This is a genomic window from Burkholderia sp. NFPP32 (assembly GCF_900119325.1).
GTDB classification, from domain to species: domain Bacteria; phylum Pseudomonadota; class Gammaproteobacteria; order Burkholderiales; family Burkholderiaceae; genus Burkholderia; species Burkholderia pyrrocinia_C.
Genome location: NZ_FPJP01000004.1, coordinates 120,756 through 145,893 on the forward strand (window position 1 = coordinate 120,756; position 25,138 = coordinate 145,893).

22 protein-coding genes and 1 pseudogene are annotated in these 25,138 nt (G+C 68.5%); 5 read left to right on the forward strand and 18 right to left on the reverse strand.

What is annotated here, in order from left to right; all coding sequences use genetic code 11:
- Positions 1-28: 28 nt before the first annotated feature.
- Genes BT264_RS09885 through BT264_RS09895 form a run of 3 tightly spaced genes read right to left on the reverse strand, consistent with a single transcriptional unit; the run spans position 29 to position 4,556 of the window.
- Positions 29-1,177: an acyl-CoA dehydrogenase family protein gene (locus BT264_RS09885; protein WP_072437303.1), complete on the reverse strand. Its 1,149-nt coding sequence runs from the start codon at positions 1,175-1,177 to the stop codon at positions 29-31.
- Between the two features lie 14 nt (positions 1,178-1,191).
- A complete protein-coding gene (locus BT264_RS09890) occupies positions 1,192-2,400 on the reverse strand; it encodes an acyl-CoA dehydrogenase family protein (protein WP_072437304.1) in 1,209 nt (402 codons plus the stop codon).
- A 29-nt stretch (positions 2,401-2,429) separates the two neighbouring features.
- A complete protein-coding gene (locus tag BT264_RS09895) occupies positions 2,430-4,556 on the reverse strand; it encodes a 3-hydroxyacyl-CoA dehydrogenase NAD-binding domain-containing protein (RefSeq protein ID WP_072437305.1) in 2,127 nt (708 codons plus the stop codon).
- A gap of 154 nt (positions 4,557-4,710) precedes the next feature.
- Between BT264_RS09895 and BT264_RS09900 the strand changes: the two genes are divergently transcribed.
- From BT264_RS09900 to BT264_RS39850, 4 genes and pseudogenes are all read left to right on the forward strand, one after another.
- Positions 4,711-5,673: a LysR family transcriptional regulator gene (locus BT264_RS09900; protein WP_072437654.1), complete on the forward strand. Its 963-nt coding sequence runs from the start codon at positions 4,711-4,713 to the stop codon at positions 5,671-5,673.
- 71 nt (positions 5,674-5,744) lie between these two features.
- Entirely contained in the window at positions 5,745-7,619 is a 1,875-nt protein-coding gene (gene ggt / locus BT264_RS09905) for a gamma-glutamyltransferase (RefSeq protein ID WP_072437306.1), read from the forward strand.
- A 353-nt stretch (positions 7,620-7,972) separates the two neighbouring features.
- Positions 7,973-8,350, forward strand: a pseudogene (locus tag BT264_RS40460) (adhesin); the annotation flags it as partial.
- A 397-nt stretch (positions 8,351-8,747) separates the two neighbouring features.
- Complete coding sequence (locus BT264_RS39850; RefSeq protein WP_256260604.1) at positions 8,748-9,698, forward strand: YadA family autotransporter adhesin; 951 nt, start codon at positions 8,748-8,750, stop codon at positions 9,696-9,698.
- Positions 9,699-9,952: 254 nt separating this feature from the next.
- On the opposite strand, the gene BT264_RS09915 is transcribed toward BT264_RS39850, so the two are convergent.
- The 7 genes from BT264_RS09915 to BT264_RS09945 all read right to left on the reverse strand — a co-directional run bounded on the left by BT264_RS09915 (position 9,953) and on the right by BT264_RS09945 (position 16,877).
- Positions 9,953-11,368 (reverse strand): amidase family protein, encoded by a 1,416-nt coding sequence (locus tag BT264_RS09915; protein ID WP_083533967.1) that lies wholly within the window; start codon positions 11,366-11,368, stop codon positions 9,953-9,955.
- A 289-nt stretch (positions 11,369-11,657) separates the two neighbouring features.
- On the reverse strand, positions 11,658-12,683 hold the full coding sequence (locus BT264_RS09920) for an ABC transporter permease subunit (protein ID WP_256260605.1): 1,026 nt from the start codon (positions 12,681-12,683) through the stop codon (positions 11,658-11,660).
- Entirely contained in the window at positions 12,623-13,420 is a 798-nt protein-coding gene (locus BT264_RS09925) for a taurine ABC transporter ATP-binding protein (protein WP_072437308.1), read from the reverse strand. The genes BT264_RS09920 and BT264_RS09925 overlap by 61 nt, the downstream gene beginning before the upstream one ends.
- Before the next feature lie 34 nt (positions 13,421-13,454).
- The gene (gene tauA / locus BT264_RS09930; RefSeq protein WP_072437309.1) at positions 13,455-14,471 is read right to left on the reverse strand and encodes a taurine ABC transporter substrate-binding protein; all 1,017 of its coding nucleotides are present in this window, start codon (positions 14,469-14,471) and stop codon (positions 13,455-13,457) included.
- Positions 14,472-14,726: 255 nt separating this feature from the next.
- A complete protein-coding gene (gene lipA / locus BT264_RS09935) occupies positions 14,727-15,719 on the reverse strand; it encodes a lipoyl synthase (RefSeq protein ID WP_072437310.1) in 993 nt (330 codons plus the stop codon).
- Positions 15,712-16,467, reverse strand: coding sequence for a lipoyl(octanoyl) transferase LipB (lipB, locus tag BT264_RS09940; protein ID WP_072437311.1), 756 nt, complete (start codon positions 16,465-16,467; stop codon positions 15,712-15,714). Before lipB ends, lipA begins: the two co-directional genes overlap by 8 nt.
- A gap of 83 nt (positions 16,468-16,550) precedes the next feature.
- Positions 16,551-16,877, reverse strand: coding sequence for a DUF2917 domain-containing protein (locus BT264_RS09945; protein WP_072437656.1), 327 nt, complete (start codon positions 16,875-16,877; stop codon positions 16,551-16,553).
- Between the two features lie 102 nt (positions 16,878-16,979).
- Between BT264_RS09945 and BT264_RS09950 the strand changes: the two genes are divergently transcribed.
- Positions 16,980-17,966, forward strand: coding sequence for a transcriptional regulator GcvA (locus BT264_RS09950; RefSeq protein ID WP_072437312.1), 987 nt, complete (start codon positions 16,980-16,982; stop codon positions 17,964-17,966).
- On the opposite strand, the gene BT264_RS09955 is transcribed toward BT264_RS09950, so the two are convergent.
- The 8 genes from BT264_RS09955 to BT264_RS09990 form a co-directional block, all read right to left on the reverse strand.
- Entirely contained in the window at positions 17,950-18,258 is a 309-nt protein-coding gene (locus BT264_RS09955) for an HP0495 family protein (RefSeq protein ID WP_011546305.1), read from the reverse strand. The genes BT264_RS09950 and BT264_RS09955 overlap by 17 nt on opposite strands.
- Positions 18,258-19,184, reverse strand: coding sequence for a D-amino acid aminotransferase (locus BT264_RS09960; RefSeq protein ID WP_072437313.1), 927 nt, complete (start codon positions 19,182-19,184; stop codon positions 18,258-18,260). Before BT264_RS09960 ends, BT264_RS09955 begins: the two co-directional genes overlap by 1 nt.
- Before the next feature lie 48 nt (positions 19,185-19,232).
- Positions 19,233-20,549, reverse strand: coding sequence for a D-alanyl-D-alanine carboxypeptidase family protein (locus tag BT264_RS09965; protein ID WP_072437314.1), 1,317 nt, complete (start codon positions 20,547-20,549; stop codon positions 19,233-19,235).
- 630 nt (positions 20,550-21,179) lie between these two features.
- Positions 21,180-21,824, reverse strand: a complete 645-nt coding sequence (locus tag BT264_RS09970) for an alpha/beta hydrolase (RefSeq protein WP_072437315.1) — start codon at positions 21,822-21,824, stop codon at positions 21,180-21,182.
- A gap of 13 nt (positions 21,825-21,837) precedes the next feature.
- The gene (locus BT264_RS09975) at positions 21,838-22,155 is read right to left on the reverse strand and encodes a (2Fe-2S) ferredoxin domain-containing protein (protein ID WP_011694422.1); all 318 of its coding nucleotides are present in this window, start codon (positions 22,153-22,155) and stop codon (positions 21,838-21,840) included.
- 150 nt (positions 22,156-22,305) lie between these two features.
- Complete coding sequence (locus BT264_RS09980) at positions 22,306-23,457, reverse strand: VanZ family protein (RefSeq protein ID WP_072437316.1); 1,152 nt, start codon at positions 23,455-23,457, stop codon at positions 22,306-22,308.
- 19 nt (positions 23,458-23,476) lie between these two features.
- Positions 23,477-24,100, reverse strand: coding sequence for an ABC-type transport auxiliary lipoprotein family protein (locus BT264_RS09985; RefSeq protein ID WP_072437657.1), 624 nt, complete (start codon positions 24,098-24,100; stop codon positions 23,477-23,479).
- An 88-nt stretch (positions 24,101-24,188) separates the two neighbouring features.
- On the reverse strand, positions 24,189-25,118 hold the full coding sequence (locus tag BT264_RS09990; RefSeq protein WP_072437317.1) for an MlaD family protein: 930 nt from the start codon (positions 25,116-25,118) through the stop codon (positions 24,189-24,191).
- Between the last annotated feature and the right edge of the window lie 20 nt (positions 25,119-25,138).

Consider the following 25,138-nt stretch of genomic DNA (forward strand, 5'->3'; position numbering starts at 1 on the left):
TTGTCTCCTCCATTCGCGTTGTCCGCTTTTACTGTTTCGACAGCGCGATGTAGCGCGCGAGATGGTGATCCTCGTCGCCGAGCTGATGATCGATCATCACGAGGCGCTTCGCGTAATGCGACAGCGGCAACTCCCACGTCATCCCGATCCCGCCGTGCAACTGGATGCTCTCCTCGGCGACGAGCGTGCCGATCCGGCCGATGCTGTATTTCGCCGCCGCGAGCGCGCGTTCGTGCACCGCGCGCGGCGTATCGAGTTGCGCGGCCGCGTTGATCACGGCCGAACGCGCCTGCTCGACTTCGAGCAGCAGGTCGGCCATCCGGTGCTGCAGCGCCTGGAAGCTGCCGATCGGCAAACCGAACTGCTTGCGCGTGCGCAGGTAGTCAAGCGTGTGTTCCTTCGCGACGTCCATCGCGCCGAGCGCTTCCGCCGACAGCGCGAGCAGCCCGTAGCCGAGCACGCGTTCGAGCAGCGCCGCGCCCGCTTCGCCGTCACCGTCGCCGCCCGGCCCGCCGAGCGCGGCATCGGCCGGCAGCGCAACGCGATCGAAACGCACCTCGGCCGCACGGCCGCCGTCGATTTTCCTGTAGTCGCGCAGCGATACGCCCGGCTCATCGGCCGGCACGACGAACAGGCCGATGCCGGCCGCATCGTCGTCGCGACCGGACGTGCGCGCGCTGACGACGAGGAACGCCGCCTGCGCGGCCTGGTCGACGACGCCCTTCGCGCCCGTCAGCACCCAGCCGTCGCCCGAGCGTTCGGCGCGCGTGCGCACGGTCGTCAGTTCGTAGTGCGAGCCCGGCTCGTCGTGCGCGAACGCGGCGCTCGCGCTGCCGTCGATCAGCGCCGCGAGCTTGTCGCGATGCGCATCGCCGCCGGCAAGCGACAGCGCGCGGCCAGCCAGCAGCGCGCCGAGGAACGGCTCGACGACGAGCCCGCGCCCGAGGCATTCGAACACCACGGCGATGTCGAAGCCCGCGCCGCCGAAGCCGCCGTCGGCTTCGGGAAACAGCGCGCCGACCGTGCCGAGTTCGGCAAAGCGCTGCCACATCGCGCGATCGAAGCCTTCGGCCGACTGCGCGATGCGATCGCGCACCGGGAACGCGTACTGTTCGGCGATGAAGCGGTTCAACGTGTCCGCCAGCATCCGGCGGTCTTCTGTGTGCTGGAAATCCATCGTCGCGCTCCTCGTTACAGCCCGAGCATCATCTTCGCGATGATGTTCTTCTGGATCTCGTTCGAGCCGCCGAAGATCGACAGCTTCCGGTTGTTGAAGTACTGCTGCGCGGCGCTCGCGGCTTCGTCCGGGCCGACCGGTTCGCCGTCGTAGTCCGCATCGAGCGCTTCGTCGATGAACGGCTGCGCGTAAGGCCCCATCGCGCGCCGCATCAGCGACGCGATCTCCTGGCGAATCTGCGTGCCGCGGATCTTCAGCATCGAGCTTTCCGCGCCCGGCGCACCGCCGCCCGCGACCGCGGCCAGCACGCGCAGGTTGGTCGTGCGCATGTTCTCGAGCTCGATCTCGACACGCGCGACGCGCGCTGAGAAAAACGGATCGTCCGCGAGCGGCCTGCCGTTCTTCGTCACCTTCGCGGCGACCGCGCGCAGCCGGTCGAGCGCGGCCGTCGAGAAGCCGATCCCGGCGATGTTGGTGCGCTCGTACGTGAGCAGGTATTTCGCGTAGGTCCAGCCGCGGTTCTCTTCGCCGACGAGGTTTTCCGCCGGCACGCGCACGTCGGTGAAGAACACCTCGTTCACTTCATGCTCGCCGTCGAGCGTGATGATCGGGCGCACGTCGACGCCCGGCGTGTTCATGTCGATCAGCAGGAAGCTGATGCCCTCCTGCTTGCGCACGTCGGTCGCGGTGCGCACGAGGCAGAAGATCATGTTCGCGTAGTGGCCGAGCGTGGTCCACGTCTTCTGGCCGTTCACGATGTAGTGCTCGCCCTGCGCGTCGATGCCGCGCACCGCGCTCGTCTTCACCGCCGCGAGGTCGGAGCCGGCGCCCGGTTCCGAGTAGCCCTGGCACCACCAGTCGGTGCTGTCGAGGATGCGCGGCAGCCAGTGGCGCTTTTGCGCTTCGTTGCCGTACTTGATCAGCACCGGGCCGAGCATGTTCACGCCGAACGGCACGATGCGCGGCGCACCGGCGAGCGCGCATTCGTTGTCGAACAGGAATTTCTGCGCGACGCTCCAGCCGGGGCCGCCGTATTCGCGCGGCCAGTGGCTCGCGAGCCAGCCGCGCGCGTTGAGGATCGCATGCCATTCGCGCATGTCGTCGCGCGTGAGGTGCAGGCCGCCCTTCACCTTGCGCGCGATGCGCTCGGGCAGTTCGGCTTGCAGGAAGCGCTGCACTTCCGTGCGGAAGGCTTCCTCTTCGGGAGTGAAATCGAGGTCCATCTTCGGTCCGTTGCGAATGCGGTTGGCGTTCAGTCGATGCGGTTCAGGCTCGCGAAATCCGCGCCGCGCGCGACGAGTTCGACGATCAGCGGCGACGGCTTCCAGAACAGCGGATCCTCCTTCGCGAACGCGCGGATATCGGCGAGCACGTTCGCGAGGCCGATCGTGTCCGCGTAGTGCATCGGGCCGCCGCGATAGCGCGGGAAGCCGTAGCCGTACAGGAACACCGCGTCGACATCGAGCGGGCGCAGCGCGATCTTTTCGTGCACGACGTTCGCGCCTTCGTTGATCATCGCGGCGAGGTAGCGGCGCTGGATCTCGTCGTCGGTGAACGTGCGCGGTGTGACGCCCTTCTTCGCGCGTTCTTCCGAAACGATCGCTTCGACTTCCGGGTCCGGCGTGCCGACGCGCGCGCCGTCCGGATACAGGTAGTAGCCGCGCGACGTCTTCTGCCCGAACCAGCCGCGCTCGCACAGCCGGTCTGAAATCTCCACGTAGCGCGCGCGCGGATCGCGCGTTGCCGCGCGGCGCTTGCGGGTCGCCCAGCCGATGTCGCCGCCCGCGAGATCGACCACCTGGAACGGCCCCATCGGGAAGCCGAATTCGCGCACCGCGCGATCGATCTGGTACGGCGACGCGCCGTCTTCCATCAGGTAGTCGGCCGCCGTGCGATAGACGGCGAGGATCCGGTTGCCGATGAAGCCGTCGCATACGCCCGCGCGCACCGGCGTCTTCTTCAGCTGCTTGGCGAGCGCGAACGCGGTCGCGACGACGTCCGCGCTCACGCGCGCCGGCACGACGATCTCGAGCAGCTTCATCACGTTGGCCGGCGAGAAGAAATGCAGGCCGATCACGTCGGCCGGGCGGTCGATGCTCGCGGCCAGCTCGTCGATGTCGAGATACGACGTGTTGGTCGCGAGCACCGCGCCCGGCTTGCAGACGCGCGCGAGTTCGGCGAACACGGCCTTCTTCACGGCCATGTCCTCGAACACGGCCTCGATCACGACGTCGGCCTGCGCGAGCGCGTCGTACGACGTGCTGCCCTTGAAGCGCGCGAGCCGCGCCGCGTGCGCGGCCGGTGTCATCCGCCCTTTCGCGACGAGGCCGTCGTACACCTTCTCGACGTGCGCGCGGCCGCGCGCGAGCGACGCTTCGTCGCGTTCGATCATCGTCACCGGCAGCCCCGCGTCGAGCGCCGCGACCGCGATGCCCGCGCCCATCGTGCCGCCGCCGACCACGCCGATCCGCTCGACCGGCCGAGCGTTCGCACGCCGCGCCTCGGGCGCCTTCGCGGCTTCGCGCTCCGCGAAGAACGCATGCACGAGGCCCGCGCGCTGCGGGCTGTCGATGCATTGCAGGAACAGGCTGCGCTCGAACTTCATCCCCGCGTCGAACGACTGCGTGAGCGCGGCCTCGACCGCTTCGACGATCTTCGCCGGCGAGAACAGCCCGCGCGACTTCTTCGGCAGTTCCGCGCGCGCCGCGTCGATCGCGGCCTGCGCGGCCGCGCGATCGGCGAGCCCCTGCGCATCGCGCGTGCGGCGCACCGGCGCGCCGAGCGATACGAGTTCCTGCGCATAGGCGAGGCCTTCGGCGAGCGTGTCGTCGCTGTGCGCGACGCGATCGACGAGGCCGAGCGCGAGCGCTTCGTCCGCGCTCGCGTGGCGGCCCGTCAGCATCAGGTCGAGCGCGGCCTTCGCACCGATCAGGCGCGGCGCACGCTGCGTGCCGCCCGCGCCGGGCAGCAGGCCGAGCGTGACTTCGGGCAGCCCGAGCTTCGCGCCGGGCACCGCGAGCCGGTAATGCGCGGCCAGCGCGACTTCGAGCCCGCCGCCGAGCGTCGCGCCGTGCAGCGCGACCACGACCGGCTTCGCGCTGGACTCGATCCGCTCGCACACGTCGGGCAGCGACGGCGGCACGGGCGGCTTGCCGAATTCGCGAATGTCGGCGCCCGCGATGAAGTTGCGGCCGGCGCCGACGATCAGCACCGCGCGGATCGCGTCGTCGGCCTGCGCGGCGTCGAGCGCGTCGGCGAGGCCGCGCCGCACGTCGGCCGACAGCGCGTTGACGGGCGGATGGTCGATCGTGACGACGAGCACCTTGTCGCGCCGCTCGCGCGTGACCGTGCCTGTTTGGGGTGAGGTGGGTGAATTCATGGTGTCTCCTGTCCTGTCATATGCACCAGACATGCACCGATTCTCGATTGATCGAGATTCATTGACAATTCCCGCATGCTTTTACAAGCTGTCAAGTCTGACTTGACATTGAATGCTTTCCAACCGTTAAACGGGACGGATCATGAGCGAACGCATGGACCTGAACGCGCTGACGCTGCTCGTCGAGATCCTCGACGCCGGCAATCTCAGCAAGGCCGCGCAGCGGCTCAAGATGAGCCGCGCGAACGTCAGCTATCGGCTGAACCAGCTCGAGCGCTCGATCGGCCAGCAGCTCGTGCGGCGCACGACGCGGCGCATCGAGCCGACCGAAATCGGGCTGAAGCTGTACGAGCACGGTCGGCGCATCCGCAACGAGCTGCTCGCCGCGGAGGAATCGGTGACGACGCTCGGCCAGGACCTGCAGGGCCGCGTGCGGCTGTCGGTACCGAGCGGCTACGGGCAGATGGTGATGTCCGAATGGCTGCTCGCGTTCAAGCGGCTGCATCCGGGCATCGTGCTCGACGTCGTGTTCGAGAACCGCGTGGAAGACCTGATGCGCGACGAGATCGACATCGCGGTGCGCGTGATGCCCGAGCCGCCGCAGAACCTCGTCGCGCGCGACATGGGCGCGGTGCGCTACGTCGCGTGCGCGTCGGCCGCATTCGCGGCCGCGCACGGGATGCCCGCGAGCCTCGGCGCGCTGGCCGCCGCGCCGGTCGTCACCGCGACGGTGATGGGCCGCCAGCTCAGGATCGCCGCGTATCTCGGCGACGAGCGCCACGAGGTGCTGCTCGAACCCACGCTGATTTCGGAGAACTTCCTGTTCCTGCGCCAGGCGATCCTCGCGGGGATCGGCGTCGGCATCGTGCCCGACTACGTGATGCAGGACGACATGCGGCGCGGCGCCGTCGTCACGTCGCTCGACGCGTATCGGCTCAGCATCTTCGGCACGCACATGTACATGCTCTACATGCCGAACCGGCACCACACGCGCGCAACGTCGACGTTCATAGAGTTCATCCTCGAACAGGCCGGAAAGGCCGGCCGGGGCGGGCCCGGCGGGATGCGTCAGGGTTTCCTGTCGGGTGACAATCCGCCGGCCGCGCGGCGACAATAGCGCGCCGGGGCGCGCAGCCCCGTTGCGCCTGCACCATCGCTTCATTCGAATTCACTGCTGCCGAGGGTTCAATGTTCGACCGGATTCGTCCGCATTCGCGTCCCTGGACGCTGCTCGCCGCCGTCGCGCTCATCGCGTTCAACGCCGGCTGCACGTCCCCGTCCGCGCCGTCGGGCGCCGTCGTCCCGGTTGCCCCCGCGTCGGGCGCCGCCGTGCCGCTGCCCGGCTTCCATGCGCCGGAGCTGTCGTCCGGCTGGATCGACAAGCCGGGCTGGACTTCGCAGCACAGCATGATCGCGGCCGCGAACCCGCTCGCGACGCAGGCCGGCTACGAGATGCTGAAGGCCGGCGGCACCGCGATCGACGCCGCGATCGCGACTCAGATGGTGCTCGCGCTCGTCGAGCCGCAATCGTCGGGAATCGGCGGCGGCGCGTTCATGCTGTACTTCGACGGCAACGCGACGCAGGCGTACGACGGCCGCGAAACCGCGCCGGCCGCCGCGACCGACCGCCTGTTCTACGGGCCGACCGGCCAGCCGATGGGCTTCTACGACGGCGTCGTCGGCGGGCGCTCGGTCGGCACGCCGGGCGTGCTGCGCATGCTCGACGCCGCGCACCGCGCGCACGGCAAGCTGCCGTGGCGCCGGCTGTTCCAGCCCGCGATCCGGCTCGCCGAGCACGGTTTCACGATCAGCCCGCGGCTCGCGACGCTGATCGCGAACGACAAGTACCTGAAGAACGACCCGGCCGCGCGTGCGTACTTCTACAATCCGGACGGCACGCCGAAAGCGGCCGGCACGGTGCTGAAGAACCCCGCGCTCGCAACCGTGCTGCGCCAGGTCGCCGAGCGCGGCGCGAACGCGTTCTACACCGGCGCGATCGCGCGCGACATCGTCACCAAGGTCCGCAAGCACCCGACCAATCCGGGCCTGCTGTCGCTCCAGGATCTCGCGCGCTACAAGGCGAAGGTGCGCACGCCGCTGTGCGCCGACTACCGGCGCTCGGTCGTCTGCGGGATGCCGCCGCCGTCGTCCGGCGGCCTCGCGATCGCGCAGATGCTCGGCATCCTCGAGGCGATGCCCGACTGGCAGCAGATCGGCGCGCAGAAACCGGTGCGCAACGACGTCGGCTACGAGCCGACGCCGTTCGCCGCGCACCTGTTCAGCGAAGCCGGGCGCCTCGCGTATGCGGACCGCGCGCGCTATGTCGCCGATCCCGATTTCGTGCCGCTGCCGGGCGGCAACTGGGCAAGCCTCACCGACAGGACCTACCTCGCGCAGCGCGCGCGGCTGATCGGCGACAGCAGCATGGGCGTCGTGCAGGCCGGCGCGCCGCGGGGCGCGACGCTCGCGATGGCCGACGACCGCAGCCCCGAATTGCCGTCGACGTCCGACATCGCGATCGTCGACCGCTACGGGCAGGCGCTGTCCATGACGACGAGCATCGAGGACGCGTTCGGCTCGCGGCTGATGGTGCGCGGCTTCATGCTGAACAACCAGCTCACCGATTTCTCGTTCGTGTCGAACGACAACGGCCGGCCGGTCGCGAACCGCGTGCAGCCCGGCAAGCGGCCGCGCTCGGCGATGTCGCCGGAGCTCGTGTTCGACAAGAAGACGAAGCAGGTGACGATGATCGTCGGCTCGGCCGGCGGCCCCGCAATCATCAATCACGTCGCGAAGACGCTGGTCGGCGTGCTCGACTGGGGGATGACGATGCAGCAGGCGATTGCACTGCCGAACTTCGGGTCGATGAACGGGCCGACGCAGCTCGAGCGCGGCCGCGTGTCGGACGCGCTCGTCGACGGGCTGAAGGGCCGCGGGCACGACGTGCAGGTCGTTGAGATGAACTCGGGCCTGCAGGGCATCCAGCGGCTGAACGTGCAGGGGCAGACGGTGTGGTTCGGCGGAGCGGACCCGCGGCGCGAAGGGATCGCGATGGGGGATTGAGCGGTTCCTTGCGTGGCGTGGCGGCGCGACGCGCCGCCGCGATACCGTTCGCCCGCCCCGCCGCGACGAAATTCCGACTCGTCCGACAGACGTTGGCCGCCTCCTGTTCGCGCGTCTTGTCCAACTGCGACATCCCGATCGATACGCGATGTCCTGTCCCATATCGCTAACTTCAATTTCGTAACTGTCTGATCGACGACGCATCTGCCGCTACGTATAGTCGCTGACTCACGTCTCGGCCATTCGATTCCGGCGTGCAGTTCGCAGGCAACGGTGCAACGTCCCGTTGCCGATGAAGCATATCGGCATTGAACGTCCGAATGCACGAATTCAATCATTCAGGACTACGATTCATGATTCGCTTTCTCGCCATACCAACCGGCAACGCACGCCCGCACCGTTCCACAAAGCAGCCACGCCGGACGGCCGCCCGCCTGTCCGTGCTGGCCCTCTCGACAGCCGCGTTCTTGCCTAGCTACAGCCATGCCGACGATCTCGTTCTCGACAACCTGATCGTCAATGCCGGCACCGGCGGCAATCCGGCCGCGTCTGGTGCCGGCTCGATCGCCATCGGTCCCGGCGCGAACGCAAACGGCGAGTCTGGCGGCGACTACTCGGCCATCGCGATCGGCGCGACGTCCGTCGCCGACGGGCGAGCTACCGTCGCCGTCGGCGAAAACGCGAACGTCCACGGCGATCGCTCGAGCGCGTTCGGCGTCTCGTCGAACGTCAACGCGAACCGCGCCCTCGCGCTCGGCGCGGACACAAAGGTCACCGCGCACGGCGCGGTCGCACTTGGCGAGGGCAGCGTCGCCGACCGCGCGAACACTGTCTCGGTCGGCGACGCAGGCAGCGAGCGCCAGCTCGTCAACCTCCGGGCCGGCACGCGCGACACCGACGCAACCAACCTGTCGCAGCTCAAGCCTGTCGTCGACGCACTCGGCGGCGATGCCGCTGTCAGCGCGGACGGTACCGTTCGCGGCCCGAACTACACGATCGACGGGAAATCGTTCAACAACATCGGCAATGCGCTGACGAATCTCGACGGCCGCGTCACGACGATCGACGGCCGCGTCTCAACGGTCGAAACCGACGTCAAGTCGATCCGCACCGACGTCGACGATCTCGGTGCGCAGCTCGACAACGGCACGACCGGCCTCGTCCGTCAGCGTCGCCGGCGCGAACGGCACGCGCACGCTGACCGGCCTGTCGAACGGCACTGGCGACACCGACGCCGTGACGGTCGCGCAGCTCAAGGCGGCCGGCCTGATCGACCCGAACGGCAAGCCGCTCGGCGCGATCGTGTACGACGACCTGACGCTCGGTAGCGCGACGCTCGGCGGTGTGGGCGGTACCTTGCTCGACAACGTCAAGGGAGGCGCAATCGCGGCGGGCAGCATGCAGGCCGTCAACGGCGGGCAACTCTTTGCGATGGAGCAGAAATTCCAGAGCAGCGTCGATTCACTGAATTCTCGCGTGACGAATGTCGAGCAGAACGGCACCGGCGCCAACCCGTCGACGGGCGAGCATGGCAGCCAGCTGGCCCAGCTCGGCGACGGCTCCGGAGCGACCGGATCGGATTCGATGGCGCTCGGCCAGAACTCGAACGCATCCGGCAATGGCGGCGTCGCGCTCGGGAACAATGCGACGGCATCGGGCAATAATTCGGTCGCGCTCGGCGCAAACTCCGTCGCCGATCGCGACGACTCGGTCTCCGTCGGCTCGCCCGGCCACGAACGACAGATCACCAACGTCAAGGCCGGCACCGCGCCGACCGATGCCGTGAACGTGCAGCAGTTGAACGACCAGATCGGCAGCGTTCGATCCGACATCGATCACTACCGGCGCGACGCAAGCGGCGGCATCGCATCCGCCGTCGCGATCGCGAACCTGCCGCAGGCGTCGCTGGCGGGCGAAAGCATGGTATCGATTGCCGGCGGCACGTACAGCGGTCAGTCGGCCGTCGCGTTCGGTCTGTCGACCGCCACCCGCAACGGCCGCTGGGTCGTCAAGGCGTCCGGGTCGACCAATACACGAGGCACCGTGGCAGTCGGCGCCGGCGCCGGCTATCGCTGGTAAGCCGTCGCGGCATTGCCGACAGCATCATCCAGAACGGGCCGAGTTTCGATCGACACGAAACCCGGCCTCTTCCCTTCGCGACCCTGTACGCTCATTACCGTCACGCGCCGCGCCATACACCCGGCGTACACCACCCGCGCGCCGTGCCGCCCCTACCCTCGCCCCTTCCACGGCACGATCCGCCGCTCGAGCAAGCGGCCGCGCTCGGCGATGTCGCATGCCGATCGGCAGCGCCTGCCTGCGCGAAGCACCGTTCAGTGCAACGGACCGCGTCGCGGATCGATCGGCGTCGTCACACCGCAACGCGCCTCGATCACCTCGCCCGCCGCAAGGCAACGGCCCTCCTGAAAGCGCCCGGCCACCAGTTGCACGCCGACCGGCAGCCCATCCACCGCGCCGACCGGCACGGACAGGCCCGGCAGGCCGAGAATCGCGGTGGCGAGCATCGGGCTTTGCGCATCCAGAATGCGCCGCATCGCGTCGTCTCCGCGGCGGTCCGCATCGATCGGGAACGGGCGCTGCCAGGACACCGGCATCAGCAGCAATGGATGACGGGCGAAAAAAATCTGCCAATGGCGCAGCACCGACGATCGCCGCGACAGCGCGTTCATGTAGCCGACCGTGTCGAGCGGCTTCGCGAGATGCATCATGCTCGCGCAAGCGGCCCGGACCGCGTCGTCGCCGTAGGTGTCGATCGCACCGCCCATGCCGGCCTCCATTTCGGCCGTCGTCAACGCGAGCCACAGATCGGCCGCTTCCCGTAGCGCCGGCGGCGTCGCGTGCACGACGGAATAGCCTGCCGCATCGAGGCAGCCGGCGGCAAAATCGAGCGCGTCGAGCACCGCAGGATCGGCCTCGATGCCGTCCATCTGCCGGCACAACGCGACGCGCGTCGGCCCCGCGTCGACACTCAACGGCGCCGGCACCCACCACGGATCGTTGAGATCCGGCGCAGCGAGCGCCCGCAGCGCGAGACGCAGATCGGCCACCGTGCGTGCAAGCGGCCCCTGCACCGACGCAAGCTGAACGGCCGGAGTCCGCTCGTGCGCCTGACTCGGATTGAACGCGGGCACGCGCCCCTGGCTCGGGCGCAATCCCGCAACGCCGCACGCATACGCCGGATATCGAATCGAGCCGCCCAGATCATTGCCGTGCGCGATCGCGCCCACGCCGGTCGCCACCGCGACAGCCGCGCCGCCGCTCGATCCGCCGGATGTCAGGCCGGGCACCCACGGATTCAGCGTCCGGCCGTACAGCTCGTTGTCGGTAAACCAGCGCAGCGAAAACGCGGGCGTATTGGTACGGCCGATGATGATCGCGCCTGCCTTGCGCAGATTCGCAACGACCGGGCTGTCGGCGACCGCCACGACGTCGCGATAGGCGGCGACGCCATTGCTCGTCGCACGCCCGGTCATGTCGACATTGACCTTCACCGTTACCGGCACGCCGTGCAGCGGGCCGACCCGCGCCCCTCGGGCGATCCGCGCGTCCGCGTCAGCCGCGGCGCGCATCGCGTCGTCGGCAAGCACGTCGACGACCGCGTTGGTCTGCGGATTGACCGCATCGAGCCGCTCGAGACAGCTCGCGACGACCTCCTGGGCCAAGCATTCGCGTTGCGTCAGGTTTGCCACGACCTCCGTTGCGCTCAGGCGCCACAGTTCCTTGTCCATCCGTATTGTCTCCTCGATGCGCTGCACTGCGCCTTCTTTGCTTGAGATAAAAGTATCTTATGAAGAATTGGCGCGCACCGACAGACAATTTGTTTTTGGGCGTGACAGCCAGCAGTTGCCGCCCACGAGTTCGTTTTATACGGAGGAATGGCGGACCAGCCACCGAAGGCACGGCTGCGGCTGGTCGGGGCGGGCAGCATTCGGGCCGCCACGCGCAGCCTGCGCCGAGCCAGGCTGCAGTCGGCAACGCGATCGGATCGAGGAACGCGAGGACAATCTCCGCGCCCGTTCAGCCTCTCCCCTTCCACGGCACCACCCGCCGCTCGACCCACCTCATCGCGAGATCGAACAGCCACGCGATCGCGCCGATGATCAGAATCCCCATCACGACGATGTCGGTGCGCAGGAAGCTCGATGCGTTGAGCACCATCTGCCCGAGCCCGGCCGTCGCGGCGACCATCTCGGCCGCGACGAGCGTCGTCCAGCCGAAGCCGATCGCGATCCGCAGCCCGGTGAGAATCTCCGGCAGCGCGGCCGGCAGCACCACGTGCCGCACGATCTGCGTGAAGCTGCCGCCGAGCGAATACGCGGCGTTGATCTGCTCGACCGTCGCCGCGCGCACGCCGGCGCGCGCGGCCATCGCGATCGGCGCGAAGCACGCGAGGAAGATCACGACGAGCTTCGCCGTTTCGTCGATGCCGAACCAGATCACGACGAGCGGCAGGTACGCGAGCGGCGGCAGCGGCCGGTAGAACTCCAGCAGCGGATCGAGCACGCCGCGCGCGACGCGGCTCACGCCCATCATGATGCCGGCCGGCACGCCGATCGCGGTCGCGAGCAGGAATGCGCCGAACACGCGCGCAGTGCTCCACAGCAGATGTTCGGACAGCGGCAGGCCGCCCTGGATGCGGCCGTGCCACGCGTCGACGAAGGCCGTCCATACGGCGTCCGGCGCGGGCAGGAACAACGGCGGCAGCCACTGCCGATGCGTCGCGACCCACCACAGCACGGCCAGCGCAGCGACCGTCGCCGCGCTCAGCCCTGCGGTCTTTCCCTGCCCCGGCAAGCGGTAACGGCGCGACGCGCGCGTCGGGCGCGCCGCCGCGGGTCGCCGCGTCGTGTGTTCGTCCTGCTCGAAACTCGCGGCCGTGCGATCGGCCGTCCACGAATCCTGCGTGCTCATGCTGTCCTGCCTGTGCAAAATACTGTTCCGGCCGCGCCCGACGGCCACGCCCTGCCGCGCGAGCTCGCGCGTCACGCGGCTTCCCCGACGGCTTCGTCGCGATGCAGATATGCGATCAGACGCTCGCGCCATCCGATGAAATCGGGCGACGACTTCACCGCGCGCGCATCGCGCGATTCGACGTAGCGACGCGCGAACGGCAACTCGAAGGTTTCGGCGATCCGGCCGGGGCCCGGCGTCATCACGACGAGACGCGTCGCGAGGAACAGCGCCTCCTCGACGTCGTGCGTGATGAAGAACACCGTCTTGCCGGTGCGCGCCCACACGTCGAGCACGAGCGCCTGCATCGTGCCTCGCGTCATCGCGTCGAGCGCGCCCATCGGCTCGTCCATCAGCAGCACGCGCGGGTCGCTCGCGAGCGCACGCGCGATGCCGACACGCTGCTGCATCCCGCCCGACAGCTCGTACACACGCGCATGCGCATGCTTGTCGAGCCCGACCAGCGCGAGCATCTCGCGCGCGCGCGCTTCGCGTTCGGCCTTCGGCACGCGCGCGAAACGCAGCCCGAGCGCGACGTTGTCGAGCACGTCGAGCCACGGCAACAGCGCGTATTTCTGGAACACGACGCCACGATCGGCACCAGGGCCCGTGACCGGCACGCCGTCGACGCGCACGTCGCCGGTCGTCGGCGCGACGAAGCCGGCCATGCAGTTCAGCAGCGTCGTCTTTCCGCACCCGGACGCACCGAGCGCGACGACGAACTCACCGGCATCGATGCGCAGGTCGACGCGCGCGAGCGCCTGCGTCGTCGGCCGACCGCGCTCGCCCGGATAGGCAACCGATACCTGACGAACTTCCAGCGTGCTCATGAGCGATGCTCCGCGATGCGCTGCGTGGCCGCGCTCAGCGCGCGGCCTTCTGCACGAACTGCGGATCGACGCCGGCCGAATAGTCGGACAGCACCGTCTGGATCGTGCCCTGCGATTTGAGGAACGTGGCCGTGGCGGCGAGCGACTTCGCGGCGCCCGATTGCGCACCGCCGCCGAGCCACGTCGGCGACGCCTGCTCGGCCGCCGTCGGGAATGCGTAGAGCGCGAGGCTGGCCGGCACGTCCTGCACGTTCGCGCCCGATACCTTCGCCACCGCCGCGACCTGCGGCGACCCGGCCTTCCACGCGGCCGCATGCACACGGTAATCGGCATCGGCGGCGGCGAGCACCTTCACGAAGCGCGTGACGAACTCGGGGTTCTCGCGCGCGAACTTGCGGCTCACGACGAAGCCGTCGAAGGTGGCCTTGCCGCTTTCTTTCGCAACCTGGCCCGACGTCGTCAGCACGGTGCCCGACTGCTTGACCTTCGCCAGCACGGGATCCCAGATATAGGTCGCGTCGATGTCGCCGCGCGCCCACGCGGCCGCGACTTCGGGCGGACGCAGGTTGACGATCTTCACGTCGTTCGGATTGACGCCCGCGGCCTGCAGCGCGACGAGCGTATGGAAATGCGACGTCGACACGAACGGCACGCCGATCTTCCTGCCCTTCAGCGCCGCGATGTTGGTGACGCCCGAGCCATTGCGCGCGACGAGCGCCTCGGCGTCGTTGATGTTGTCGAGTACCCAGAACAGCGAAATGTCGAGCCCCTGCGATAGCCCGGCCGCGATCGGGCTCGACCCGGCTTCGCCGAGCTGCACGGAGCCCGACGCGAGCGCGCGGATCACGTCGGCGCCGCTGTCGAGCTTGCGGAACGTTACCTTGTAGCCGGTCGCCTTTTCGACTTCACCGCTCGCCTGCGCGTAGCGCCACGGCACGACCATGTCCTGGTACGCGATCACGACTTCGCGCGATTCGGCGTGCGCCGCGCCGAGCGCGGCAAAGGCGGTCAGCGCGACGACGGCGCGGCGGATGAAGCTGAAACGGGACATGCGGCTCTCCTTCGGAATGCGGGCATTGCTGCGGGAGAGCCGACTATAGGAGCTTTGCGCGCGGCGGGAGCGAACTTATCCTGCGAAGCTATCGATGCCGTTTCAGCTTTGCTTCCCACGCTGAATTGGATCGTGCGTCCGGTCGGACGGCGATTGCCGTGCGAATGCGGGGATCGCAGCCGCACCAGCAAAAAAGCCCGCATCGCTGCGGGCTTTTTCGACTGCGTGAAGGCTGCGGTAACGCTAACGCGGCGCTCAGACCACGCCGGCCCCATGCGCCTGCAGATCGGCGTGATAGCTCGAACGCACCATCGCGCCGACGGCCGCGTGCGTGAAGCCCATCTTGTATGCCTCTTCCTCGTACATCTTGAACGTATCCGGATGCACGTACGCCCGCACCGGCAGGTGGTGCTCGGACGGCTGCAGGTACTGGCCGATCGTCAGCATGTCGACGTCGTGCGCACGCAGGTCGCGCATCACCTGCAGGATTTCCTCTTCGGTCTCGCCGAGGCCGACCATCAGGCCCGACTTCGTCGCGACGTCCGGATGCAGCGCCTTGAAGTCCTTCAGGAGCTTCAGCGAGTGCGCGTAGTCCGAACCCGGGCGCGCTTCCTTGTACAGGCGCGGCACCGTTTCGAGGTTGTGGTTCATCACGTCGGGCGGCGCGGCGTTCAGGATCGAGATCGCGCGGTCGAGACGGCCGCGGAAGTCCGGCGTCAGGATCTCGATGCGCGTTTCCGGCGACTGCTCGCGCACTTCGCGGATGCACTCGACGAAGTGGGCGGCGCCGCCGTCGCGCAGGTCGTCGCGGTCGACGCTCGTGATCACCACGTACTTGAGCTTCAGCGCGGCGATCGTGCGCGCGAGGTTCTTCGGCTCGTCGGTGTCGAGCGGATCGGGACGGCCGTGGCCGACGTCGCAGAACGGGCAGCGGCGCGTGCACTTGTCGCCCATGATCATGAACGTCGCAGTGCCCTTGCCGAAGCATTCGCCGATGTTCGGGCAGCTCGCTTCCTCGCACACGGTATGCAGGTTGTGCTCGCGCAGGATCGTCTTGATCTCGTTGAAGCGCGAACTGCCGGTGGCCGCCTTCACGCGGATCCACTCGGGCTTCTTCAGCTTCTCGATCGGAATGACCTTGATCGGGATGCGCGCCGTCTTCGCCTGCGCCTTCTGCTTGGCAGTCGGATCGTAGGCAGTGGTCGCGGCCGAATCGGCCGGTGCGGGAGAAGCGGTAACGTCAGTCATTCGATTGTTCCAGTGCCTGCGGCTTGTCGGCGGCCGCGGATGCGCCGTCGAGGTTGGCGATCAGACGGCGCACCAGCGTGTGGGCGACGTCGTTCCAGTCGGCGGCAACCTCGAGGCTCGCCATGTCGACGGTTTCCAGTCCGGCATAGCCGCACGGGTTGATCGCAAGAAACGGGCGCAGATCCATCTTCACGTTCAGGCTCAGCCCGTGATAGCTGCAGCCGTTGCGGATCTTCAGGCCGAGGGCCGCGATTTTCGCGCCTTCGTGCACGCCGGATGCCACGTAGATCCCCGGCGCGCCCGCCTTGCGGACCGAAGCGAGATTATACGCCGCGAGGGTTTCGATCACGGCCTCCTCGATCTTCGTCACGAGCGTGCGCACCATCAGCTTGCGCCGGCGCAAGTCCAGCAGCAGGTAGACGACGATCTGGCCGGGGCCGTGATAAGTGATTTGCCCGCCGCGGTCGACCTTCACGAGCGGCACGCCGCTGTCGGCCACCAGCAGGTGGGCCGGGTCGCCCGCCTGGCCGAGCGTGTAGACGGGGGGATGCTCGACCAGCCAGATCTCGTCGCCGGTGTCGGCCGTGCGCGTGTCGGTGAACGCGCGCATCGCGTCGAAGCTCGTCTCGTAGGCCTCGACGCCCCGCCAGCGCACGGTGACCGGGTGATCCGGCTGAACCGGCGACTCGGCGGGCGATGCGGAAGCGGCGACAGGCGTGGACACGATGGAAACCGGCGAAACGGACATGGGCGGTAGTTTACCGAAAACCCATGGGTCTCGCCGGCCGGGGAAAGGGACGGATGGTCAGTATCCGTCGGAGGAAATGGCGGTCAAACCGTGCGCCATCCGTCGTGGAACAGCGCGGCGACGCGTTCGCGCAGCCGTGCCAGCCCGCCGAGCGCGACTTCCCTGGGCGGCCGCGACACCGAGAACGCGACGCACGCACCCTCTCGGCCTTCCGCGCTGAGCCACAGCCGCTCGCCGCGGCGCAGCTTCAGCGTCTCGCCATCGACCAGGAAGTAGTCGTCGACGTCGTTGCTGCGCGTGGCCCAGACCGGCCCGCACTGGACGATCAGCCGCGTGCTGCGTTGCACCTTCATCGGCACGGTTTCGCCCACGGGGATTTCGAACGTGATGCTTGAGGAAATTTCTTGCATGATCGACTCCGCCAATAAGTGCTTCGATGGCTACAATCGTAGTCACTTCAAGGCGTCCGACAAAACGACCAATTTTCACGTCGATGTGAGGAAAATTAGCAAATGGACCTCCGCCAGCTGCCTGCATTGAACGCGATTCGCGCGTTCGAAGCCGCCGCCCGTCACGAGAATTTCTCGCGCGCCGCCGACGAGCTGTACGTCACGCACGGCGCGGTCAGCCACCAGGTGCGCGCGCTCGAGGAGGAGCTCGGCGTGCAGCTTTTCACGCGCAACGGCAAGCGGCTGTGCCTGACCGACGCCGGCATGCGCTACGCGCAGCAGATCCGCACCGCGCTGATGGTGATCGCCGACGCGACGCGCGACGTGCGCGCGAGCGACCGCGACCGGCGGCTGGTGGTGTCGATGCTGACGTCGTTCGCCGCGCGCTTCATCACGCCGCGCATCGGTACGTTCATCGAGCGGCATCCGGAAATCGACGTCGAGCTGCAGTCGACCAACTCGCTGACCGATTTCGCGCGCGACGACGTCGACATCGCGATCCGCTTCGGTCAAGGTAACTATCCGGGGCTGCATGTCGAGCCGCTGTTCGACGAGGTGTTCTTTCCCGCATGTTCGCCGACGCTGAACGGCGGCAAGCTGCCGCAAACCCCTGCCGATCTCGTGCACTACACCCTGCTGCGCTCGGACGACGAGCTGTGGCGGCCATGGTTCGACGCGGCGGGGCTCAAGACGCTGACCGAGCCGAAACGCGGGATCCTGTACCAGGATTCGTCGAACCTGCTGCTGGCCGCGATCGACGGCCAGGGCATCGCGCTGGTGCGCCGCTCGCTCGCGGTGCACGACTTGCTGGACGGGCGCATCGTGCGCCTGTTCGACATCGACGGGCCGAGCCCGTGGCACTATTTTTTCGTGTGTCCGCCGCCGCTGCTGAACACGCCGCGCGTGCAGGCGTTCAGGACCTGGCTGCTCGAGGAAGTCGCCGAATACAAGCGGCTGTGCGACGAGCTGGACGCGCGGCGCGCGGCGGGGAAGACCCCCGCCGAGTGCGCGCGGGAAGGAGGATGGAAGGCGCTTAGAGTACGACCTTGACCATCGGATGGCCAGTCAGTGCGCGGTAGATGTTGTCGAGCTGTTCCTGGCTCGTTGCGCGCACGGTGATCGTGAGGCCCGTGTAATTGCCGCCGCTCGACGCGCGCTCCTCGATCTTCTCGACATCGATCTCGTTGTCGTGAACGGCGACGACCTTGAAGATCGTGTCCTTGAACTCGGGGTGCGCCTTGCCCATGATCTTGATCGGGAAATCGCACGGGAACTCCAGCAGCGACTCCTTCCGGGTCTCGATCGCGCCGGTGACCTCGACGGTTTTGGTCGGTTCGCTCATCATTTTCTCCGGGTTAGGTCAAACTGTTCAAACTCGCGTGCCTTCGCACGCTGGTACGCGTCGTACAGCGCCGCGAACACGGGGCCCGGCTTGCCGCCCTGCACGGGCAGATCGTCGAGCGACGTGACGGGCAGTACTTCCTTCGTGGCCGACGTGATCATGATCTCGTCGGCCGCGCGCAACTCCACTTCGCCGATCTCGCGCGCGGTGAACGGAATGCCGCATTCGTCGGCCAGCTGCTCGACCAGCGCGTAGCGGATCCCCTCGAGGATCTTGTTGCTGCGCGGCGGCGCGATCAGCTCGCCGTTCTTCACGATCCATACGTTCGACGACGAGCCTTCGGTCAGGTAGCCGTCGCGCAACTGCAGTGTCTCGAACGCGTCGCGTTCGGCCGCATGCTGCGCCATCAGCACGTTGCCGAGCAGCGAGATCGACTTGATGTCGCAATGCAGCCAGCGGCGATCCTCGGCCGTCACGCAACGCACGCCCTTCGCGCGCTCCTCTTCCGACGGCAGGCGCAGCGGGCTCGTCATCGCGAACACCGTCGGCACCGCATTCGCCGGGAACGCATGGCCGCGCTTCGCGACGCCGCGCGTCACCTGCAGGTAGACGAGCGCGTTGCCGTCGCCGAGGCCTTCGGCATTCGCCGCGACGATGCGCTCGATCAGCGCGCGCCAGCCGGCGGCGTCGTGCGGATTGTCGATGCCGATCTTCTTCAGGCTGCGCGCGAGCCGCTCCAGATGCTGCTCGATCCGGAACGGCACGTGCGCGCCGTCGTGCGCATAAACGGGGACGACTTCATACACGCCGTCGCCAAAGATGAACCCGCGGTCGAGCACCGGAACACGGGCTTCGGACAGCGGCACCAGTTCCTCCTGCGACGAGACGCTGAGGTAGACGATCGGTTCGAATTCGGCTTGGCTCATGGTGATGACAGATGGGGATGAAGTCGTAAAAACAAAGGCCCGTCGTGCTTACTTCTTCTTGCTGAACATCAGCAGGATCGAGTCCCAGATACGGCCGAAGATACCGGCTTCCGGCACGGCCTGCAGCGCGACGACCGGGAATTCGGACAGCGTCTTGCCGTCGGCGACGATCTTCACGGTGCCGACCTGCTGGCCTTCCGCGAGCGGCGCGATCAGCGGCGCGTTGACGTCGACTTCCGTCTTGACCTTGTCGCCGAGGCCGCGCGGCACGGTCGCCCACTGGTCGCCCTTCACGCCGACCTGCACGGTGTTCGCCTTGCCCTTGTAGATGCGCGGCGTCGAGATCGCCTGGCCGCCCTTGAACAGGCGCACCGAATCGAACGCGCTGTAGCCGTAGTTCAGCATCTTCATGCTGTCCTGCGTGCGCTCGCCTTCCTTCTGCTCGCCCATCATCACCGACACCAGGCGGCGCTGGCCGTCGACGCCCGGAATCGCGCGCTTGGCCGACGCGATCAGGCAGTAGCCGGCTGCCTGCGTATGGCCCGTCTTCAGGCCGTCGACCGTCGGGTCGAGCCACAGCAGACGGTTGCGGTTGCCCTGGCGGATGTTGTTGTACTTGAATTCCTTCTCCGAGAAGATGCCGTAGTACTGCGGAAAATCGCGGATCAGGTGCGCGGACAGCTTCGCGAGGTCGCCGGCCGTCGTGTAGTGGTTCGGGTCGGGCATGCCGTTCACGTCGGCGAAGTGCGTGCCCTTCATGCCGAGGCGCTGCGCCTCGTCGTTCATCAGCGTGACGAACTGCCCTTCGCTGCCGCCGACGAGTTCGGCCAGCGCGATCGCGGCGTCGTTGCCCGACTGGATGATCATCCCGTACACGAGGTCGTGCACGGACACCGGCTTGTTCGCCTCGATGAACATGCGCGACTCGTCGCGGCCGACGCGGCGCACCGCTTCGCTCGGCGTGACGATCTGCTCCATCGAGATCTTCTTCTTGTCGAGCGCCTCGAACACGAGGTAGGCCGTCATCAGCTTCGTCAGCGAGGCAGGCTCGACGCGCTCGTCCGCATTGCCCGATGCGAGCACCGTGTTGCTCGTCGCGTCGACGAGCACCCACGAACGCGCATTCACGCCCGGCGGCGGCACCGCGCCCGGCATGTAGACCGCGGGCGCGCCGGTGAACTGCTCGGCAGCGGCGGCCGGCGCCGCATGTGCGGCCTTGGCCTTGGCGGCCGGCTTCGCCTCGGCGACGACGATCGTCGACGCGAGCGCGACGGGCAGCATCACGCCGAGCGCGACGTTGCGCGCGGCGGTGCCGAAGGCGATGGAGGAAGCGAGGGACTTGAGGCCTTGGGGAGACAGACGCATGATCGATTCAGGCTGATGGCAGAAAGTGCGGTGCGAAACGCGCAGGGTTGAACGGCAAGGCGGCGGGCGTTTCGGGCACTCGCCGACATCGTCGGGCGACGCGAAACGCGCCGGTTGGACTCGTGCGGACGCGTTCGGTTCGCGGCCGTCGCGAGCGGGCGGACAGGCGGCGAAACGAGCGCCGCATGCGCCCAGCCGGGCCGCGGGCGACGCGAAATGCGGCCATTATACGTGGCCGCGAACGGCGTTTTCGCGAACCTGGTGTCGTGTCCCGTGCCACGCGGTGTCGACGTGCCGGCGCAATCGTGCTCGCGGCAACGCGCAAACCGCGGCGATATCCGGCGGCATCGCGAGAATTTGCAGCGCCGCCACGGCGCCAGAAGGCGCAGCACGTCGGTGCCGATTTGCGCCGAACACCACGATCGCAGGACGGCCGCACACCGGCTTCAGGAGGATAGCGCGGGCACGCTGCGGGAAATCGCCCGAAGCCGCGCGAAAGGCGCGCGCAGGCGGTGTGCAAGTCCGGTTGCGCGCGCGGTGCGGCGCGATGTCGTGTGGTCGATCGCGCATTCGGCGGGTGCCGGTGCGCAACGCGAGCCGCCGGCCGTTACGCCGGCGCCCGCGTGCCGGCTAGCGCCACGCGTCGACGATGATGCGCTTCAGCACATGCAGCTTGCGATGGAGGAAATGCTCGGCGCCGGGGATCACGACGACCGGCAGCTCCTGCGGCCGCGCCCAGTCGTACACCGACGCGATCGGCACCGTGTCGTCGGTTTCGCCGTGGATCACGAGCGTGTTCTCCGGCACGTCGGCCACCTGCCAGCGACTTGCGGCCGTGCCGACGAACACCATCCGCTCGATCGGCACGCCCGTGTCGCGCAGCCGCTTCGCGACATGCGACAGCACGAAGGTGCCGAACGAGAAGCCCGCGAGCACGAGCGGCAGGTCCGCATACGCGGGCTGCGCGCGCATGTGCGCGAGCACCGCGAGCAGGTCGTCGGCCTCGCCGGTGCCGTTGTCGTGCACGCCTTCGGTCGCGCCGACGCCGCGGAAGTTCGACCGGTAGACGACGTAGTCGAGCTGCACGAGCGTGCGCGCCAGGGTCTGCGCGACCTTGTTGTCCATCGTGCCGCCGAACAGCGGATGAGGATGCGCGACGAGCGCGATGCCGCGCGGCGCGGCGCCGCCTTCGCGCACCGCGTCGGGCAGGTCGACCGCGATTTCGATCTGCCCGACCGGGCCCGCGATCAGCGATTTCTGCGTATGAACGTTCATTCGGCCGGCCCGCTCAGATCTTCAGGCGATCGACGACCTTGCCGTCGCGCAGGTGCGATTCGACGATCTCGTCGATGTCGGCCTGGTCGACGTACGTGTACCACGTGCCTTCCGGGTACACGACCATCACGGGCCCTTCCTCGCAGCGGTCGAGGCAGCCGGCCTTGTTGATGCGAACCTTGCCGGGCCCCGCCAGGCCGAGTTCCTTCACGCGCTTTTTCGCGTATTCCTGCATGGTCTGCGCGTCGCATTGCGCGCAGCTCGGCCGTTCGGCGCCCGGTTCGCGCTGGTTCAGGCAGAAGAAGACGTGGTGCTGGTAGTAGGAATCCATGATGGTGACGAGCGGCCCGGCGCGATGCCGGGCGGAAAGAGGGGCGATAGCCGTTGCACGGTGCAACGGATGATGGTCCGGACGATTATAGCGACCGGCGCGCGCCGCTGCCCGCGATGCGGCCGGGGCTGCGCTGCCCGGCCTGCACCGTCAGCGGCGCACCGCGGCCGGCAGCCACGCGCGCTCGACGCGCTGGCCGAGCCAGATCAGCGCCGCGTACGGCCAGATCCACGCGAGCCAGCGCGCGATGCTGTTGAAGTGCACGTAGCGGCCCTGCCGCCAGCCCGACAGCGTGAAGTCGAAGAACGGATTGACCGGCAGCAGGTTGACGAGCGCCACGCCGGCCAGCAGCGCGAGTGCCGCCAGCGTCGCGCGCCAGGTCGCCGGCACGTGCAGCGCGACGAGCGCGGCCGCGAAGCCGAGCTCGATGCCGAGCCGCGCGCCGGGCGTCGCCCACACGACGACGAGGCCGGTGGCCGACTGCATGAACGTCGCGGCCGCCTTCAGCACGAGCGTCGCGGCGACGAATGCGATCAGCAGCCGGATGCGCGGCGCACTCGGCCGCATCGCGAGCGACGCGATCGCCAGCACGGCGAACAGCATCAGCCCGCCGAGCGCGGCCTCCCACGCGGAATCGGACAGCCAGCCGTCGACGCGCTCGGGCCATTCGCTCACGTGCCACGCGGCCGGCAGCCACGCGAGCAGCGTGTCCTGCATCGACGCGTCGGCGCGCTCCCACAGCGCGGCCGGCCAGTCGCCGATGCCGAACAGGAACGGCGACGGAAACAGGATCGCGAACGGCCACAGCACGGCCAGCAGCAGCGGCGTCGCGCCATCGGCCTCGAACCATGCGAAGCGCAGCCGGCGCAGCGCACCGCGGTCGAGCAGCGCACCGGTGGCCGGCGCGACGAGCGCCGCGCCCAGCAGCGCGCCGAGCGCGTTGGCCGCGAGATCGAGATTCGACGCGATGCGCGTCGGCAGGTAGGTCTGCAGCGCCTCCATCGAGCCCGACAGCAGCACGCCGAGCGCGCCCGCGACCAGCGTCGCGGCAACCCCGCGCCAGCGCGGGTGCAGCGCGAGCACGCCGAGCGCGCCGAACGGCAAATACCCGAGCACGTTCGTGACCACGTCGAACGCGGTCACGTAGCGCTGCATCGGCGCGAACAGGTAGTCGAACGGCCCGATGCCGAGCGACGCCCAGCCTTCGAACGGATACAGCGACGCGTAGACGATGAGCGCCGCGTAGGCGGCAAAGGCCTGGCGCGCGAGCGGCGATGCGCGATGCGGGCCGGTCGCGTTCATCGCGGCTGCGCGGCGTGCGTCACGGCGTGCCCGCGTACGCCTGCATGCCGACCCACGCGGCGATCTGCGACACGAGCTCGTCGCTCGCCGTCGCGAGCGCACGCGCGCCGCCGGCCGCGTCGGGCGTGCTCGACGGCGCACGCGCGACGAACGTGCGCTGGCCGAGCACCTTGCCGTCGAGCGTCAGCGTCGCGCGCGCGGTGACGGCGCCGTGGCTTTGCGACTGCCCGTCGAACACCTGCTCGAATTCGTTCAGGTCGACCTTGAGGGTCGGCGCGCGCACGCCGTCGGACCCTTCGAGCACCGTGCCGCGCGACGACAGCGCGCCGCGCAGCCGCTGCGTGAGCAGTTGCGCGGGCGGTGCGGTCCAGCGGCTGTCGCGATAGACGGCCACGTGCTGCGCATCCGCGTACGCGAGGCGGTACGCGAACTTGTCCGAATCGAGCGCGTCGGGCGCGGCGACGTCGAGCACCTTCAGCGCGGGGCCCGCACCGGCCGTCACGACCGGAGAAGCCGGCCCGAGGTCGTAGCGGACATTCGACAGCACCGCGCTGTTGCCGGCGCAGCCGGCCGCAAGCGCAAGCGTCAGCACGGCGAGCGCGGTCGCAGCCGGACGCAGCGCGCGTTCAAGGATTCGTGGCATGGCGTGTTCCTGCATGATGTTTCCGGTTTCGATGGGCGTCACTGCCCGGCCGTTTCCGGCCAGGCGATCGACGGGTTTCCGGCCTGCTTCACTTCCCGGCCGCCGCACCCGGCCAGACGAAGCCCGCTTCGCCGGGCCCCGGCGCCGCGCCGGGCGAACCGAACAACAGACTGCGCGGGTTGCGGCCGAGTTCACCGGCGACGTCCTTCAATTGCTGCGACGCGTCGCCGACGCTGCCGGCCAGCGCATTGAAGCGCGGCAGCGTGTCGTACTGCACGCGCGCGTTGAGATCGTTCAGCGCGACGCCGACCTGCTCGGCGGCCGTGCCGGCCTTGTTCAGGTTCGACACGAGCGGCCCGTTCGGCTGCAGCAGCGTGTTCGCCGACGCCATCGTGCGGTTCACCTGGTGCATCGTTTCCGGTAGCGCGGCAACGGCCGGGGCGAGTTGCTTCGACAGCGTCGTCGCGCCATCGGCCGCATGCTGCAGGCTTTCGGCCGTCGCGCGCAACTGCTCGCGCATCTCGGGCGACATCAGCGCGTTCGCGCTTTTCGCGGCCAGTTCGAGCTGCCGCAGCAGCACGTCGCCGCGCTCCTGGATCTGGTCGAACAGGCTCGGCCGCATCGGGATCTGCGCAATCGCCTTCGGCGACGACGGCAGCGGCGCCAGGTCGCGGCCCGTATCCTCGAGCTGCACGAACGCGATGCCCGTCACGCCCTGGAAACCGAGGCTGCCGTAGGTCGACTGCGTGATCGGCGCATCGTGGTCGACGAGAATCCGGATCCGGATCTGGCCCGGGTGCGTGCGGTCGAAGCCGATCGACTGCACCTTGCCGACGTCGAGACCGCGAAAGCGCACCGCCGCGTCCGGGAACAGCCCCGTCACGTTGGTGCGCGCGAGCAGGTCGTACGGCACGCGCACGGTGCGGTCGACGTTGAACCAGAACACGGTGCCCGCGATCGCGAGCGTCAGCGCGATCGTGAACAGGCCGGCCCAGAACGCATGTGATTTGTTTTCCATTCGCGGGTTCCTTGCTCCTT